Origin of the sequence: Paenarthrobacter nitroguajacolicus, assembly GCF_031455195.1 — a bacterium.
Lineage (GTDB): Bacteria > Actinomycetota > Actinomycetes > Actinomycetales > Micrococcaceae > Arthrobacter > Arthrobacter nitroguajacolicus_D.
Window position 1 is genome coordinate 95,532 of the sequence record NZ_JAVDSH010000003.1, and the last position, 14,816, is coordinate 110,347.

A 14,816-nucleotide genomic window follows, 5' to 3' on the forward strand; every position below is an offset into this window, starting at 1 on the left:
TCAGTAGACGGGCTTGTGGGGTTCCACCTCACGCACCCAAGCGAGGATACCGCCGTCGAGATGGCTAACACGCGTGTAGCCGGCCTTCTGCGCCGCATCCAGGACCGCAGCCGAGCGGGTGCCGGCCTTGCAGTGGAACACGATGTCCTTATCCTGTGGCAGGTGGGCCCACGCTTCTCCGGCCAGGATCCGGCCCTGCGGGATGAGGACGGAACCATCAATATTGACGATGCTGTACTCGCCCGATTCACGGACATCCACCAGTTCAAAGTCCCGCTCCCCCGACGCCCGCTCGGCCAGCATCCCTGCAAGCTCGGTGGCAGTGACGGTGTGGTCCTGGTCGGTGGCGGAGATGGGAGTGATGCCGCAGAAGGCCTCGTAGTCGGTCAGTTCGGTGATTGGTTCGGCTTCTGGATCCTTGGACACCTTGATTTCCCGCCAACTGCCGCCCAAGGCGTCAAAGAGTGCCACGCGTCCCAGCAAGGAACGGCCGACGCCGGTAATCAGCTTCACGGCTTCGGTCACCATGAGCGATCCAACAGCCGCGCACAACATGCCGAACACGCCGCCCTCACCACAGGACGGTACGGAACCGGCCGGAGGCGCTTCGGGATAGAGGTCCCTGTACGTGGGTCCGTGTTCGGCCCAGAAGACACTGACTTGCCCATCGAAGCGGAAGATGGAGCCCCACACGTAGGGTTTGCCGAGGATGGCGGCGGCGTCGTTCACGAGATACCGCGTGGCAAAGTTATCGGCACCGTCCAGGATGAGGTCATACTGCGCAAACAAATCCAAGGCGTTGGAGGAGTCCAGGCGGACGTTGTGCAGGACCACGTCCACCAAGGGGTTGAGCTCGGCGATGGCGTTGCGGGCGGACTCGATCTTGGGCGTACCCACGTCCTTCACGCCGTGGATGACCTGGCGTTGGAGGTTGCTGAGGTCCACGTTGTCGTCGTCCACGATTCCCAGGGTTCCCACTCCCGCTGCAGCCAGGTACAGCAAGGCCGGGGAGCCAAGCCCGCCGGCGCCTATGACAAGGACTCTCGCATTCTTAAGCCTGCGTTGGCCCACAGCGCCGATTTCCGGAATGATGAGGTGCCGGGAGTACCGCTCCACCTCGGCCGGAGTAAGTTCGGCGGCCGGTTCCACAAGGGGCGGAAGGACGGTGGGCGCAGCGGTGCGGACAGCAGCAATTGAGGCCATACCCCAATGTATGCCTGCAGATACCGCCCGGTCATATTACCCACCGGTAGAGTGGTCATAACTGCAAAGGAAAGGCGGCAGACTGTGGCTGACGGCACACGGGCAAACGATGGAGCACCCGCGAAGCAGGAACGGACCGGTTCGCTTCGTTCGCCAAGATTGCCGCGGGACGAGCGTCGCGCGCAGTTGCTTAACGCAGCGTTGGAAGTCTTCGTCGCCAACGGGTTCCACGGCGCAGCAATGGACGAAATCGCAGAGACCGCTCGTGTGAGCAAACCGGTGCTCTACCAGCACTTCCCGTCCAAACGCGAGCTCTACATGGCGCTCCTGGACAGCCATCTCGCAACGTTGACGGACCTGATGCTGAGCGCCCTGAACTCCACCACGGACAACAAAGAGCGCGTCAAGGCAGTGATGCGGGCCTACTACCGGTTCATTGCCGACGACGACCAAGCCCATCGCCTGGTGTTTGAGTCGGACCTGATCAACGATCCCGACGTCAGTTCCCGTCTGGAAACGTTCAACAAAACGTTCGCGGACGCCGTAGCCCACGTCATCGCCGAGGACACCAAGCTACCGCCCTTGGAAGCGCAGCTCCTGGGCCGGGGCCTGGCAGGAATGGCGCAGGTCAGCGCCCGGTATTGGCTTGAGACGGACGGAAACCTGGACCTCGATGTGGCCAGTGATCTGATCTATCGTTTAGCTTGGCGCGGAATCAGTCGATTCCCCAAAGAGTCCTAAGCTACAAATAGAGGACTGACTTAACACTTGATTGGCTTGGAGGCCTTGCTGTGGAAGTAAAGATCGGCATTCAGAACGTTGGCCGCGAAATTGTGCTCGAATCCGCTTTGGATGCCGACGCCGTTGCCAAGATCGTGGCGGAGGCCGTGTCCAAGGGCTCGGAATTGCGCCTCACGGATGAGAAGGGCCGCCAGGTCATCGTTCCTGGCAGCGTTTTGGGCTATGTGGAGATCGGCGCCGAGGAAGTCCGCCGCGTGGGCTTCGGCGCCCTCTAGCAGTCCCCCAACACCCGTCGTCCGCTAAGGAGTCTTCATGCTTTCACTCGTCGTGGTGGTTCTTGCAGCCATTGCCACAGGCTTTATTGTCTGGGCCAACGACAAGCGGCACGGCAGATACGGCGTCGCCCTTCCGGTGGGTGTCTCAACGGCTGTTGCGGCGCTGAGCTGGATTGCCTTCATCAGCGCCGGCCTGGGCTACCAGCCGGGGGTCACGTGGATTCCGTGGGTTCTCCCCATCGTCATTGGAACCGCAGCAGCTGCGGCCGTAGTGGTCTACCTGGGCCGGACGCGGACCAAGCACGATACCGAGGCCCTCACCAAGGCCCTCCGGCTCTAACGGCACCTGACACCAATGGCCATCACCCGCGCGGGTGATGGCCATTGGTGGTTAACGCGCTCCCAGTACCCCTAAAGGAACTCGGCCCGTCCCTCCATGGCGGAGGACGCCAGAGCGTGTTCCCGCCGGGGAATCCGGCCCGCCTTTTTGGCCAAACGGCCGGCTATGACGGCGTGCTTGAAGGCTTCTCCCATTTGCACCGGGTTCTGCGCGCGCGTCACGGCGGTGGCCAGGAGGACGGCGTCGCAGCCCAGTTCCATCGCCAGCGCCGCATCGGAAGCGGTTCCGATCCCGGCGTCGAGAACCACGGGCACCGACGCCCGCGACACGATCAGCTCAATGTTGTGCGGGTTCAGGATTCCCAGGCCCGTGCCGATGGGTGAGCCCAGGGGCATCACCGCGGTGGCGCCGAGGTTTTCCAGCCGCAGGGCAAGGACAGGGTCGTCATTGGTGTAAGCGAAGACCTTGAATCCGCGGTTCACCAGCTGCTCTGTGGCTTCCACCAGTTCCACGGCATCGGGCAGGAGTGTGTGCTCGTCCGCGATGACTTCCAGCTTCACCCAATCGGTCTCCAGCGCCTCGCGGGCAAGTTCGGCGGTCATGACGGCGTCCTTCGCTGTGAAGCAGCCGGCCGTGTTGGGCAACACCCGGATGTTGTGGTCCACCAGGAGCTGGAAGAGCGACCCGGTTTCGGCCGGGGAATAGCGCCGCATGGCAACGGTGGTCAGCTCCGTGCCGGAGGCCAGGAGCGCAGCGCCCAAACCGTCCAGGCTCGGGGCACCCCCGGTTCCCATGATCAGTCGCGAACCAAAGTCGACGCCGTCGATCACCAAGGCGTCGGTGCTGGGGGCAGTGCTTGTTGTGGTCATTGTTCAGCCTCCCTGGACTGCTGTAACGAGTTCGAGTTCATCGCCGTCGGCGAGCGCTGTTGCCGCCCACTGGCTGCGTGGCACCACCTCGGAATTGCGCGCGACGGCGACACCCAGCTTGCCGCCGTCGGCCGCCTGTCCGCGGTGGTCCAGGACACGGCCGGTGATGGCGGTGACGAGCGTGCTGACAGAGGCGTCATCGGCCACTGCATGGTCGGATCCATTGAGTTTGATGTTCATGCGGTTTCCTTGCTGCGGACGTGTGCTGGGATGAAGTTCCGTGGATCGGGGGCGCTGGCCGTAAAGCGGTCAGGGCGGAAAGGGGCCCACCGTGGATCGGCTGAGCCGTTGATCAGTTCGCCGACAATCCTTGCGGCTACCGGTGTCAGCAGGACTCCGTGACGGAAGAACCCGGTGGCAACCACCAGGCCCTCGATGTCGCCCTCGGTTCCGGCGACGCGGCCAAGCAAAGGCGCGTTGTCCGGCGTCCCTGGCCTGGCTCGGGCTGTTGCCTCGAGGAGTTCCAGTTCCGCGACCGCGGGGACCAGGACCTGGGCGTCGCGCAGGAGTTGGTACACGCCACCGGCCGAGACGGCATTGGACGCCGTGGACAGTCCGTCCTCACGCTGGGTGGCACCGATCACCACCGTGCCGTCGTCGCGGGGGACGATGTAGACCGGAACACCCCGCACTATCCCCCGCACGGTGGAGGTGACCAGTGGTTGCAGGCTTTCCGGAACCCGAAGCCTGAGAATGTCGCCATAGACAGGCCGCAGGGGAAGCGTGAGTCCCTCGGGCAGGCCCGTCAAGCCGGCTGCGCCGAGCCCGTTGGCGACCACGGTCTCGGCGGCAACCACGCTGACGCCCGAGTCGAGTTCGACTCCTGCAACCCTCCCCTCGTCCCACAGCACGCGCTCCGCCAGGGCTTCCAGGGCGAATCCATGGTTCGCCCCCGCGACCCACGTGGGATCATCCGGCGAATGCGCGGCCAGCCCGGCCAGGAGGCAGTCCGCGAGCCTGCGCGGGTCCACCTGGTGGTCGGCGGGGATGTCGAAGGCGCAGGAAATTTGTGGACTGAGCAGGGGTTCACGCGCCCTCGCGTCCCGGAGGGCAAGGGGTTCCACGCCCAGGCCGGCAGCCGTCTGTACCGTACGGAGGTCTGCGAGCGCCCGTCGGTCGGCGGCGTCGGCACCCACGGCGAGGGTCGGCGTCGTGCGGTATCCGGCTGCGTCCACGCCTCCGGTGAGTGTGGCGACAAAAGACGGCCACAGCCGCGAGGATTCGACCATGAGTTCCAGGAGGTCTTCTTCCTGGTAGTGCAGTTCACTGACGGGTGCCAACATCCCGGCAGCTGCGAAGGTTGCGCCGCTGGCGGGGTGGGGGTCGATGAGGACGACTGAGCGGGCCAGCCTGCGCGCCTGGTGGGCGATGCCCAATCCGATGATGCCGCCGCCGATGATGGCCACATCTGCATGAATGGCGTCTGCCATGTGTTCCCTTCCCTACGCCGGTATTAGCCGGATCAGGTCAAGCGGTCGGCTCTGAAGCCCTCTCAGCCGGACGGTCACAAAGTCGAACGTCGCGGCTCCCGCAGTACGTGCCCAGTTTAGAGGAACTACTCTGGTTCCCATGACCCAGCCTGAATCCCTCGCCTCAGCCCGACTCTATTTGTGCACCGATGCCCGGAAGCGGCAGGGCGATTTCGAAGACTTCATCGATGCCGCCTTCGAAGGTGGGGTGGACATTATCCAGCTCCGGGACAAGTCGATCGAGGCAGCCGAAGAACTGGAACTCTTGGCCATCCTGCGCAGTGTGGCCGAGCGGCATGGACGGCTGTGGGCTGTCAACGATCGGGCCGATATTGCCAGTGTTTCCGGGGCTCCTGTATTCCACGTGGGCCAGAAGGACCTGCCCTTGACGGTTGCCCGCACCTTCCTCCCCTCCCCTGCCGCGATCGGGCTTTCCACGCATACTCCGGAGCAGGTCAATGCTGCCATCGCGGCTTCGACCGGCGACGGCGGCCTGGACTACTTCTGTGTTGGTCCGGTCTGGGCGACACCCACCAAACCGGGGCGCGAAGCAGTAGGGCCGGACCTGGTCACATATGCCGCAGAAGCGATGAAGCGTGCCGACGAAGCGACAGGTGGTGCCGTGCAGCTGCCTTGGTTCGCGATCGGGGGCATTGACCTGGGCAACGTGGAACAGGTCCTTGCTGCGGGAGCCAGCAGGATCGTCGTCGTCCGTGCCATCACGGAAGCAGGAGACCCGACGGCGGCGGCCAAGGCGTTGCTCGAAGCCTTGGACGCCGCCGCGTAACGGTCCTCAAGGGCCGCACACTGTCGGTGGTTGGTCAGGAAGGTCCACGTTGGCCGAGGCGCCGTGGCAGGACCGTGGGTGACGTCACGGCCGGGTATGCCTCCGGGTCGCTATCGCCGGTCATGGTTGCTCCTTGGCGGTTCGTCATCAATGCGTGCGCCGGAGGTGCTGCGGCGGTATCCAAACAGCGGATCCAGTGCCTGCATATCCTGGATGGTAGCCGTTCCGAAGGGAGGCTTCGCCGGTGCTGGAAGTTCCCGGCGGCCCTGACCCCGGGTCGCCCAGAGACTGGCCGCAATGGATACACCCAGGATCGCGGCAATGACTGCCAGCGAGATGGGGGTGGGGATGTAATAGATGTCGATCTTGAGGAGCATCTTGATGCCCACCCAGATCAGTACCAGTGCCAGGCCGATCTTGAGGTAAATGAACCTATGGATCAGATCGGCCAGGAGGAAGTACATTGCACGCAGTCCGAGGATCGCAAAAGCATTCGCGGTGAAGACGAGGAAAACCTCATCTGTGACAGCGAAGATGGCCGGGATGGAGTCGACAGCGAAGATGATGTCCGTGACTTCCACCAGGACAAGTACGGCGAGTAACGGGGTGGCGAGCAGGGCGCCGTTCCTGCGGATCAGGAACCGCTGGCCGTGGAAGTCGTTGGTCATGGGCACCCTGTTGCGGAAGAACGCCAAGGCCTTGGACTTCTCCGGGTCCAGCGGATCATTGCGGTGCCGGATCATTCGGTAGCCGGTGACCAGCAGGAGCGCCGCGAACAGGTACAGCACCCAGCCGGCACTGGCGATGATGGCCGATCCTGCAGCAATGAAGATCCCCCGGAAGACCAAGGCTCCCAGGACCCCCAGAAACAAGACCCTGTGCTGATATACACGCGGTACGGCAAAGTACGTGAAAATGATGGCCCAGACAAACACGTTGTCAACGGCGAGGGACTTCTCGATCAGATAGCCGGCGAAGTACTGCTGCCCAAACTCCGCCCCGTAGAGCTGCCACACGAGCACACCGAAGCCGACACCGAAGGCCACCCACACGGCCGACCAGAGGGCCGCTTCCCGGACACTGATCACGTGCGCTTTACGGTGGGCGAACAGGTCAACTGCCAGCATCAGGACAATGACGCCGATAACAGCCAACCAAGCCCATAAGGGAGCATTCATCAGGAAACCCGCTTCCAGTCAGTAAACCCAACTGGAGGTCTTTCCCGGCGCCCGCAGGAGCCTGTTCCACCGGGCCGGACTGAGCCGGCCGGACTGACGACGGAACAATCAGGGGATACTCCCCTCCGTGGAAATAGTGAAGCATGCTTCACCTGTTGTGGCAACGGTCTTCGTTGGTCTCCATTCAAGTCCGGAAACATGCGCCGGAACAGCTGCCGGACTCTGATGTTCCTGGAAGCGTCCAAGACTATCCGCCTGTTTCGGGCTACCCTGATTTTCGTGTCACATCATCGGATTGCACCCAACGTCGACGACTCGTCGGACCAGCTCGCAGCGGCCCTCGCCGCACTCCGGACGGAGCTGGAACTCCCAGGCGCCTACCCCGCGGGGGCAGTGGAAGAAGCCCGAGAAGCCGTGGCGGACCTGAAGCTGCCTGAACGCGACCTTCGGGACATTCCGTTTGTCACCATCGACCCCGCCACGTCGACAGACCTGGACCAAGCGCTGTTCATAGAGCGCGCCGGTGACGGTTACAAGGTCCTCTACGCGATCGCCGACGTTCCCTCCTTCGTGGCTCCCGGTGGTGCCCTCGACACGGAGACACGCCGGCGCGGCCAGACCTTCTATGCTCCGGATGGACGCATTCCCCTGCACCCGGAAGTCATCAGCGAACATGCCGGCAGCCTGCTGGCAGAGCAGGACTGTGGCGCCTTCGTCTGGGATTTCGTCCTGGACGCGCAGGCCGAAACAGTGACGGTGACAGTAGGCCGCGCCACCGTGCGCAGCCGGGCCAAGCTAAGTTACAAGGGCGTCCAGGAGCAGATCGACGACGGAACGGCACCGCCCGTATTGCAGCTCCTCAAGGAAGTGGGGTTGAAGCGGGTTGAACTCGAACGCCTCCGCGGCGGCGCGAGCCTGAACATGCCCGAACAGGAGATCGTCCAAGCGGCCGACGGCGGCGGGTACAGGATCGTTGCTGCCCCGTCGTTGCCGGTGGAGGACTGGAACGCGCAGATTTCACTCATGACCGGGATGGCGGCAGCACAGCTGATGCTGGACGGCAAGGTTGGCATACTGCGCACCATGCCCGCACCGGACGAACGCTCCCTGCGGCACTTCAAAACGCAGACCACGGCCCTTGGTAAACCCTGGAACGGACGGATCAGCTACGGCGAATACCTGCGGACCCTGGACGCATCAGACCCGAAGCAACTCGCCATCCTGCACTCAGCCGGGACATTGTTCAGGGGTGCCAACTACACACCTTTCGACGGTGAGGTACCTGAGGTTGTCATCCAAGCAGCGATCGGCGCACCGTACGCCCATACGACTGCACCGTTGCGGCGCCTGATTGACCGGTTCGTCCTGGTCATCTGCGAGGCACTGAGCAACAACCACGACATCCCTGCCTGGGCCCGGGAAGCCTTGCCATCCCTGCCCGAGATCATGGCCTCGTCCGACCAGTTGGCTGGCCGCCTCGAACGTGCCGCCTTGGACACGGTGGAGGCGGCGCTGGTCGCCAACCACATCGGCCAGGAGTTCGATGCCGTCGTCATTTCCGGCTCAAAGCCAAACGGATCGGGAAACGGCAATGGGAACGGCAAGGGCAACGGCACCGGGAAGGCCAACGGGAACGGCGGCCCCTACGGAATCGTCCAGATAAGGGAACCCGCCGTGACCGCCCGCTGCGATGGCGAACTGGAGTCCGGGACCGAAGTCCGCGTCCGGCTCGTCAAGGCTGACATCGCAAGCCGTGAGATTCGGTTTGAACTGCTGCCGTAGTACCGTTCCACCCGGGATCCGGGCTTTCCGGCTCCCAGAGGATAGACTGGGCGTGTAGTAATGGATGCCCGGTCGTTGATTCAGTTAATTTTTGAACTCAACAAGCCCGCCCCTACGCGATCTTGAGATGTACCAACTGGTCACCAGTGCCAGTACTTAGATAGCCCGCGATCGGCTTCCACTGGACTTGCTTGCGCGCCCGTTCGTGCTCCGGTACGGCTCCACCGCTCCGTTGAGCATGCAGCGCCATTGCCCAAATGAATAAGGAAACTCCCTGTGAGTGAATTGCATACCCACGAAGTCCTGACGGACTCCACCGGAACTGAAACCATCGAACCCGAGGAAACGATCGTCTCGGACGAGACGCCCCACGAGATCGAAGAAAAGTCGTTCGCGGACTACAACGTCCGGGCCGACATCGTTGAGTCCTTGGCCGACGCCGGAATCACCCACCCGTTCCCCATCCAGGCCATGACCCTCCCTGTCGCCTTGAGCGGACATGACATCATTGGCCAGGCCAAGACGGGTACCGGCAAGACGCTCGGATTCGGCATTCCCGCGCTTCAGCGGGTCTCTGGGCGCGACGACGCCGGCTATGAGAAGCTCGCCGTCCCCGGTGCACCGCAGGCCCTGGTCATCGTCCCCACCCGCGAACTTGCCGTGCAGGTCGCCAACGACCTCCAGACGGCCTCACGCAAGCGCAACGCACGCATCGCCACCATCTACGGCGGCCGGGCGTACGAACCCCAAATCGATGCGCTGCAGAAGGGCGTCGAGATCGTAGTGGGCACCCCTGGCCGACTCATCGACCTCTACAAGCAGCAGCACCTGAGCCTCAAGAACGTCAAGATGGTCATTCTTGACGAGGCCGACGAAATGCTGGACCTTGGCTTCCTTCCGGACGTTGAGACCCTGATCGCCGGCACTCCCGCCGTACGCCAGACGCTGCTCTTCTCCGCGACCATGCCCGGTCCCGTGATCGCAATGGCCCGGCGCTATATGACGCAGCCCACCCACATCCGTGCAGCAGACCCGAACGATGAGGGCCTGACCAAGCGGGACATCCGCCAGCTCATCTACCGTGCGCACAGCATGGACAAGACCGAAGTTGTTGCCCGCATCCTGCAGGCCCGCGGACGTGGCCGGACCATCATCTTCACCAAGACCAAGCGCACCGCCGCTAAGGTCGCCGAGGAACTCGTTGACCGCGGGTTCGCGGCTGCAGCCATTCACGGCGACCTCGGCCAGGGCGCCCGCGAACAGGCCCTCCGCGCCTTCCGCAACAACAAGGTGGACGTCCTGGTTGCCACCGACGTCGCCGCCCGTGGCATCGACGTTGATGACGTCACGCACGTGATCAACTACCAATGCGTGGAAGACGAGAAGATCTACCTGCACCGTGTCGGCCGTACTGGCCGCGCCGGCAACAAGGGCACCGCAGTCACGTTCGTTGACTGGGACGACATGCCCCGCTGGGGCCTCATCAACAAGGCCCTGGGACTCAGTGTTCCTGAGCCCGTTGAAACGTACTCCTCCTCGCCGCACCTCTACACCGACCTTGACATTCCCGAGGGCACCAAGGGACGCCTGCCCCGGAACAAGCGCACCCTGGCAGGTGTGGACGCCGAGGTCCTGGAGGACCTGGGTGAGACAGGCAAGAAGAACTCCCGCTCTGGTGGTTCGGACCGCAATGGCTCCCGGGACGGCGGGCGTGGCCGTGACGGTGGCCGCGGACGCGACGGCGACCGCGATGGCGGCCGTGGCCGTTCGGGCAAGACCGACTCCGGCGAATCCAACGGCGAGGGCGGACGCAACCGTACGCGCCGCCGTCGTACCTCCGAAGGCGAAGCAGCCCCGGCTGCCGTTGCGTCGGAAACGGGCACGGCAACGGACAACTCCGAGAAGCCTGCACGCACACGTCGCACCCGGACCCGTCGCCGCAACGGCGAAGTGGTCTCCAGTGAGACGGCAGCTGCCCAGTCCGGCAGCACCGAGGCCTAAATCCCTCAATGACTGAAACTGTTTGGGCGCCGGACGGCGGCAACCTGGTGGTGCACGCGGATAACGCGGAGTTCCTTCCAACGCTGCCGGACGGCGCCTTCACACTCATTTACGTGGACCCTCCGTTCAACACGGGTCGGGTCCAACGACGCCAGGAAACCCGGATGGTCCGTAACTCGGACGGCGACGGCGACCGCGTGGGCTTCAAGGGCCGCTCCTACGACACCATCAAGGGCGCCCTGCACAGCTATGACGACGCCTTCAGCGACTACTGGTCGTTCCTGGAGCCCAAGCTCGTGGAAGCCTGGCGCCTGCTGGCAGACGACGGCACCCTGTACTTGCACCTGGACTACCGCGAGGTGCACTACGCCAAGGTGATGCTCGACGCCATCTTCGGCCGGGAGTGCTTCCTGAACGAGATCATCTGGGCCTACGATTACGGAGCCCGGGCCAAAAACCGCTGGCCCACCAAGCACGACAACATCTTGGTGTACGTGAAGAACCCCACCAAATACCACTTCGACAACGCCGAAGTGGACCGCGAGCCCTATATGGCCCCGGGCCTGGTGACCCCCGCCAAACGCGAACTGGGGAAGTTGCCCACGGACGTCTGGTGGCACACCATCGTTTCGCCGACCGGCCGGGAAAAGACCGGCTACCCCACGCAGAAACCCGAAGGCCTGGTCCGCCGCATTGTTTCCGCATCAAGCCGCGAGGGCGACTGGTGCCTGGACTTCTTTGCCGGTTCCGGAACCCTCGGAGCTGTCGCGGCCAAACTGGGCCGAAACTTCGTGTGCGTCGACCAGAATGAACAGGCCATTGAGGTCATGCGGAAACGCCTGGGCAGCAAGGCCGTGTTCCACCAGGACCAAGCCACCGCCCCCTAGCCAGGAACGGTCAGGCGACACCCTTCACGAAAGCTGTCACGGAGTCGGCGATCATCTGTACGGCGATGGCAGAGAGCAACAGGCCCGCAATCCGGGTGACCAGCTCCACTCCGTTCTCCCCGAGCACCCGCTGGACCACGCCGGCGAACCGCATGGCCAGGTACAGCGAGGCGAGCACCGCGGCGATGCCCAGGCCTACGGCAAGGTAGCCGGACAGGTCCTCGGACTGCTGGACAAACACCATGACCGCCACGATGGCTCCCGGTCCGGCCATCAGCGGCGTACCGAGGGGAACGAATGCCACGTTCTTGTACTTGGCTGCGTTTTCCTCGCCACTGGTGGACCCAGTCAACAGCTGCAGGGCAATGAGTACCAACAGCAGGCCACCGGCACCCTGCAGGGCGGCCAATGAAATGTGCATGTAGTTCAGGATCGACTGGCCGAAGATCGCAAAAACCACAATGACGCCCGTCGCCACCAGAAGAGCCTGGAAAGCCGAGCGGTTCCGGTCCTTGGATGACATCTGGGCCGTCAGTGACATGAAAATCGGCACCGTACCCGGCGGATCCATGATGACGAACAGGGTAACGATCACCGAGGCCAGCAACTGCAGGTCCATCAGCGGGCCCCCTTCACCGAACCACCGTGCTGCCCGTTGCCAACTCCTCGATCCGCGCCAATACCTCCGGCGGCGTCGTGTTTTCGCCGAGGAGGTTCGGTTTGCCGGCGCCATGATAATCGGAGGATCCCGTCATCAGCAGCCCGTGCGCGGCAGCCAGATCGCGAAGGAACCGCCTGCCGTCCTCCGGGTTGTCCCGGTGGTCCACCTCAACTCCGAGCAGGCCGGCGTCGATCATTTCACGGTAGGTGCCCTCCCCCACGATCCGTCCCCGGGACGAAGCTACCGGATGGGCGAACACCGGAACGCCACCTGCCGCCCGCACCAGCTCGACGGCGAGAGCAGGGTTTGGCGCATAGTGCTGGACGAAGTAGCGCGAATGCGAGGTAAGGATGGACGTGAAGGCTTCGGTGCGGTCCGCGACCACTCCGGCGGCCACCAGCGCGTCGGCGATGTGCGGGCGGCCCACCGTTGCACCGGGCGCCACGTGGTGGATGACGTCGTCCCAGGTCAACGGGTAGTCCTCCGACAGCAGCGTGACCATATGTTCGGCGCGGGTGAGGCGCGCATCCTTGGACTTGGTGATTTCCTCCAGGAGGCCCGGGTGGGCCGGGTCGTGGAGGTAGCTGAGCAAGTGCACGCTGATGCCCTGCTCCGTCCGGCAGGAGATCTCCATGCCAGGGACAAACTCAATACCGTGTTCCAGGGCAGCTGCCGCCGCCTGCTCCCAGCCATCCGTGGAGTCGTGGTCCGTCAACGCCACGGCGTCCAGGCCAGCCGATACCGCGGAAATGATCACCCCGGAGGGTGTCTCGGTTCCATCGGAAACATTGGAGTGCGCATGCAGGTCTATCCTCACTTTCCCAGCCTATGGGATGCGGGGCTCCTTGGAGCGTTGCGCCGTTGGCCTCCTCACCGAACTGGTGGGACGATGTAACGGTGAACGATGCCGAAAACACCCAAAACATGGACTCCGCAAATTCCCAGCCGCTGCAGGAGCGCGTTAACAACCGCTCACAGAGGCCAACATCCGATGCTTTCAAAGCATTCATGGCCAGCAATTGGGCTGCCGCCCCGCAGGTGACCCCTGCGCGCGACGCCGTTGCAGACCACGCTGCGCGCCGCCGTCGTACTATCTCCGAACTGTTCAAAGGCGAACGTCTTGTCATCCCGGCCGGTCCGCTGAAGGTCCGCTCCAACGACTGCGACTACCGCTTCCGACCCCACTCCGGTTTCGCGCACCTCACGGGCTTGGGCCTGGACCACGAGCCCGACGCCGTCCTCATTCTTGAGCCGGTGGCTGAAGGCAAGGGGGACGACGGCGGTCACCACACCGCGACGCTCTACTTCCGTCCGTTGGCGGGCCGGGATACCGAACAGTTCTACGCCGACTCACGCTCCGGTGAGTTCTGGATCGGCGCACGTCCGACGTTGGCGGAATTCGAGGCCCGCCTGGGACTGCCCACCGCCCACATCGCCGAACTCGAAATGGCAATCACCAAGAACGTGGGTGCCCCGGAAATCGGTGGTATCTCGATTCGCCTTGTCCGCAAGGTGGACGAGAACATTGACGCCTTGGTGGACACCGCCCGCTACAACACCGCCAAAGACCCCGAAACCCTTGACCTCGGCGAACTCGACGCCCTGGACGAGAAGCTCAGCGAAGCACTCTCCGAATTGCGCCTCCTCAAGGACGAGTGGGAAATCGAACAGATGAAGATCGCCGTGGCGGCCACCGTGGAGGGCTTCGCCGACGTCGTTCGTGCCCTTCCGCGGGCCCTGACCCACGCTCGTGGCGAACGTGTCGTAGAGGGCGCCTTCTTCGCCCGCGCCCGCGAGGAAGGCAACGAGCTTGGCTACGACACCATCGCCGCCTCGGGAAACAACGCCACCGTTCTGCACTGGACCCGGAACACGGGCAAGGTCAACGCAGGCGAACTCCTCCTCCTCGATGCAGGCGTGGAGGCTGATTCCCTCTACACTGCCGATATCACCCGTACCCTCCCCGCCACCGGCACCTTCACTGATGTCCAGCGCAAGGTCTACGAAGCCGTCCTGGACGCAGCTGATGCTGGTTTCGCAGCCGCGCAACCGGGCGTGAAGTTCCGCGACATCCACACGGCCGCAACCACCGTCCTGGCCGAACGCCTCGCCGAGTGGGGCCTGCTCCCCGTCTCCGTGGAGGAAGCCATCAGCCCCGAAGGCCAGCAGCACCGTCGCTGGATGCCGCACGGCACCAGCCACCACCTCGGACTGGATGTCCACGACTGCGCACAGGCCAAGCGTGAACTTTACCTGGACGGGATCCTCACCGAGGGCATGGTCTTCACCATCGAACCCGGCCTGTACTTCAAGGACGAGGACCTCGCGATCCCTGCCGAATACCGCGGAATCGGTGTCCGGATCGAGGACGACATCCTGATGACTGCCGATGGCCCGGTCAACCTCAGCGCCGCCCTGCCCCGCAAGGCAGACGACGTTGAATCCTGGATGGCCGGTATCTACCAGGAGGCGCAGGGCTAGCCCCAGCAGCTCAAGGGAACCGCCAACAGCGCAAAAGGGAAGGCCACCGGAGATCCGGTGGCCTTCCCTTTGTGCTTTGCCG

At 63.8% G+C, this 14,816-nt stretch carries 15 protein-coding genes and 1 riboswitch; of the genes, 8 read left to right on the top strand and 7 right to left on the bottom strand.

Annotated features, from left to right (window positions below):
- Positions 1-1,203, bottom strand: a complete 1,203-nt coding sequence (moeB, locus tag J2Y68_RS07785) for a molybdopterin-synthase adenylyltransferase MoeB (protein WP_309991861.1) — start codon at positions 1,201-1,203, stop codon at positions 1-3.
- A 6-nt stretch (positions 1,204-1,209) separates the two neighbouring features.
- Between moeB and J2Y68_RS07790 the strand changes: the two genes are divergently transcribed.
- The 3 genes from J2Y68_RS07790 to J2Y68_RS07800 are packed head-to-tail and all read left to right on the top strand — an operon-like array spanning position 1,210 to position 2,559.
- Positions 1,210-1,944 (top strand): TetR/AcrR family transcriptional regulator, encoded by a 735-nt coding sequence (locus J2Y68_RS07790; RefSeq protein ID WP_309991863.1) that lies wholly within the window; start codon positions 1,210-1,212, stop codon positions 1,942-1,944.
- Between the two features lie 50 nt (positions 1,945-1,994).
- Positions 1,995-2,219, top strand: a complete 225-nt coding sequence (locus J2Y68_RS07795; protein WP_211714257.1) for a DUF3107 domain-containing protein — start codon at positions 1,995-1,997, stop codon at positions 2,217-2,219.
- 37 nt (positions 2,220-2,256) lie between these two features.
- Positions 2,257-2,559 (top strand): hypothetical protein, encoded by a 303-nt coding sequence (locus J2Y68_RS07800; RefSeq protein WP_211714258.1) that lies wholly within the window; start codon positions 2,257-2,259, stop codon positions 2,557-2,559.
- A 71-nt stretch (positions 2,560-2,630) separates the two neighbouring features.
- Here the strand turns inward: J2Y68_RS07800 and J2Y68_RS07805 are convergent, their stop codons facing one another.
- The 3 genes from J2Y68_RS07805 to thiO all read right to left on the bottom strand — a co-directional run bounded on the left by J2Y68_RS07805 (position 2,631) and on the right by thiO (position 4,918).
- A complete protein-coding gene (locus tag J2Y68_RS07805) occupies positions 2,631-3,428 on the bottom strand; it encodes a thiazole synthase (protein WP_211714259.1) in 798 nt (265 codons plus the stop codon).
- Between the two features lie 3 nt (positions 3,429-3,431).
- Positions 3,432-3,668, bottom strand: coding sequence for a sulfur carrier protein ThiS (gene thiS, locus J2Y68_RS07810; protein ID WP_211714260.1), 237 nt, complete (start codon positions 3,666-3,668; stop codon positions 3,432-3,434).
- Entirely contained in the window at positions 3,665-4,918 is a 1,254-nt protein-coding gene (gene thiO / locus J2Y68_RS07815) for a glycine oxidase ThiO (protein ID WP_309991868.1), read from the bottom strand. The genes thiS and thiO overlap by 4 nt, the downstream gene beginning before the upstream one ends.
- A riboswitch (TPP riboswitch) is annotated at positions 4,911-5,030 on the bottom strand. (Overlaps the previous gene by 8 nt.)
- A gap of 27 nt (positions 5,031-5,057) precedes the next feature.
- Between thiO and thiE the strand changes: the two genes are divergently transcribed.
- Positions 5,058-5,744, top strand: coding sequence for a thiamine phosphate synthase (gene thiE / locus J2Y68_RS07820; RefSeq protein ID WP_309991870.1), 687 nt, complete (start codon positions 5,058-5,060; stop codon positions 5,742-5,744).
- Positions 5,745-5,854: 110 nt separating this feature from the next.
- Here the strand turns inward: thiE and J2Y68_RS07825 are convergent, their stop codons facing one another.
- Complete coding sequence (locus J2Y68_RS07825) at positions 5,855-6,922, bottom strand: TerC family protein (RefSeq protein ID WP_309991872.1); 1,068 nt, start codon at positions 6,920-6,922, stop codon at positions 5,855-5,857.
- 279 nt (positions 6,923-7,201) lie between these two features.
- Between J2Y68_RS07825 and J2Y68_RS07830 the strand changes: the two genes are divergently transcribed.
- The 3 genes from J2Y68_RS07830 to J2Y68_RS07840 all read left to right on the top strand — a co-directional run bounded on the left by J2Y68_RS07830 (position 7,202) and on the right by J2Y68_RS07840 (position 11,592).
- The gene (locus J2Y68_RS07830; RefSeq protein WP_309991874.1) at positions 7,202-8,704 is read left to right on the top strand and encodes an RNB domain-containing ribonuclease; all 1,503 of its coding nucleotides are present in this window, start codon (positions 7,202-7,204) and stop codon (positions 8,702-8,704) included.
- A gap of 276 nt (positions 8,705-8,980) precedes the next feature.
- Positions 8,981-10,705 (top strand): DEAD/DEAH box helicase, encoded by a 1,725-nt coding sequence (locus J2Y68_RS07835; protein WP_309991876.1) that lies wholly within the window; start codon positions 8,981-8,983, stop codon positions 10,703-10,705.
- A gap of 8 nt (positions 10,706-10,713) precedes the next feature.
- Positions 10,714-11,592, top strand: a complete 879-nt coding sequence (locus tag J2Y68_RS07840) for a DNA-methyltransferase (protein ID WP_309991879.1) — start codon at positions 10,714-10,716, stop codon at positions 11,590-11,592.
- A 10-nt stretch (positions 11,593-11,602) separates the two neighbouring features.
- Here the strand turns inward: J2Y68_RS07840 and J2Y68_RS07845 are convergent, their stop codons facing one another.
- Together J2Y68_RS07845 and J2Y68_RS07850 are read right to left on the bottom strand one after the other, a co-directional pair.
- Positions 11,603-12,211, bottom strand: coding sequence for a MarC family protein (locus J2Y68_RS07845; protein ID WP_309991882.1), 609 nt, complete (start codon positions 12,209-12,211; stop codon positions 11,603-11,605).
- A gap of 13 nt (positions 12,212-12,224) precedes the next feature.
- Positions 12,225-13,070 carry a PHP domain-containing protein gene (locus J2Y68_RS07850; RefSeq protein ID WP_309991885.1) on the bottom strand — a complete coding sequence of 282 codons (846 nt, stop codon included), beginning with the start codon at positions 13,068-13,070 and terminating at the stop codon, positions 12,225-12,227.
- A gap of 80 nt (positions 13,071-13,150) precedes the next feature.
- Here J2Y68_RS07850 and J2Y68_RS07855 point away from each other — a divergent pair, with 80 nt between their 5' ends.
- Entirely contained in the window at positions 13,151-14,734 is a 1,584-nt protein-coding gene (locus J2Y68_RS07855) for an aminopeptidase P family protein (RefSeq protein ID WP_309991887.1), read from the top strand.
- Positions 14,735-14,816: the final 82 nt, after the last annotated feature.

Excerpts from the sequence above, each read along its gene's own strand:
- J2Y68_RS07845 (WP_309991882.1), bottom strand. The coding sequence starts at position 12,211 with ATGGACCTGCAGTTGCTGGCCTCGGTGATCGTTACCCTGTTCGTCATC.
- J2Y68_RS07800 (WP_211714258.1), top strand. The coding sequence starts at position 2,257 with ATGCTTTCACTCGTCGTGGTGGTTCTTGCAGCCATTGCCACAGGCTTT.
- J2Y68_RS07790 (WP_309991863.1), top strand. The coding sequence starts at position 1,210 with ATGTATGCCTGCAGATACCGCCCGGTCATATTACCCACCGGTAGAGTG.
- moeB (WP_309991861.1), bottom strand. The coding sequence starts at position 1,203 with ATGGCCTCAATTGCTGCTGTCCGCACCGCTGCGCCCACCGTCCTTCCG.
- J2Y68_RS07825 (WP_309991872.1), bottom strand. The coding sequence starts at position 6,922 with ATGAATGCTCCCTTATGGGCTTGGTTGGCTGTTATCGGCGTCATTGTC.
- J2Y68_RS07805 (WP_211714259.1), bottom strand. The coding sequence starts at position 3,428 with ATGACCACAACAAGCACTGCCCCCAGCACCGACGCCTTGGTGATCGAC.
- J2Y68_RS07840 (WP_309991879.1), top strand. The coding sequence starts at position 10,714 with ATGACTGAAACTGTTTGGGCGCCGGACGGCGGCAACCTGGTGGTGCAC.
- thiE (WP_309991870.1), top strand. The coding sequence starts at position 5,058 with ATGACCCAGCCTGAATCCCTCGCCTCAGCCCGACTCTATTTGTGCACC.
- thiO (WP_309991868.1), bottom strand. The coding sequence starts at position 4,918 with ATGGCAGACGCCATTCATGCAGATGTGGCCATCATCGGCGGCGGCATC.
- thiS (WP_211714260.1), bottom strand. The coding sequence starts at position 3,668 with ATGAACATCAAACTCAATGGATCCGACCATGCAGTGGCCGATGACGCC.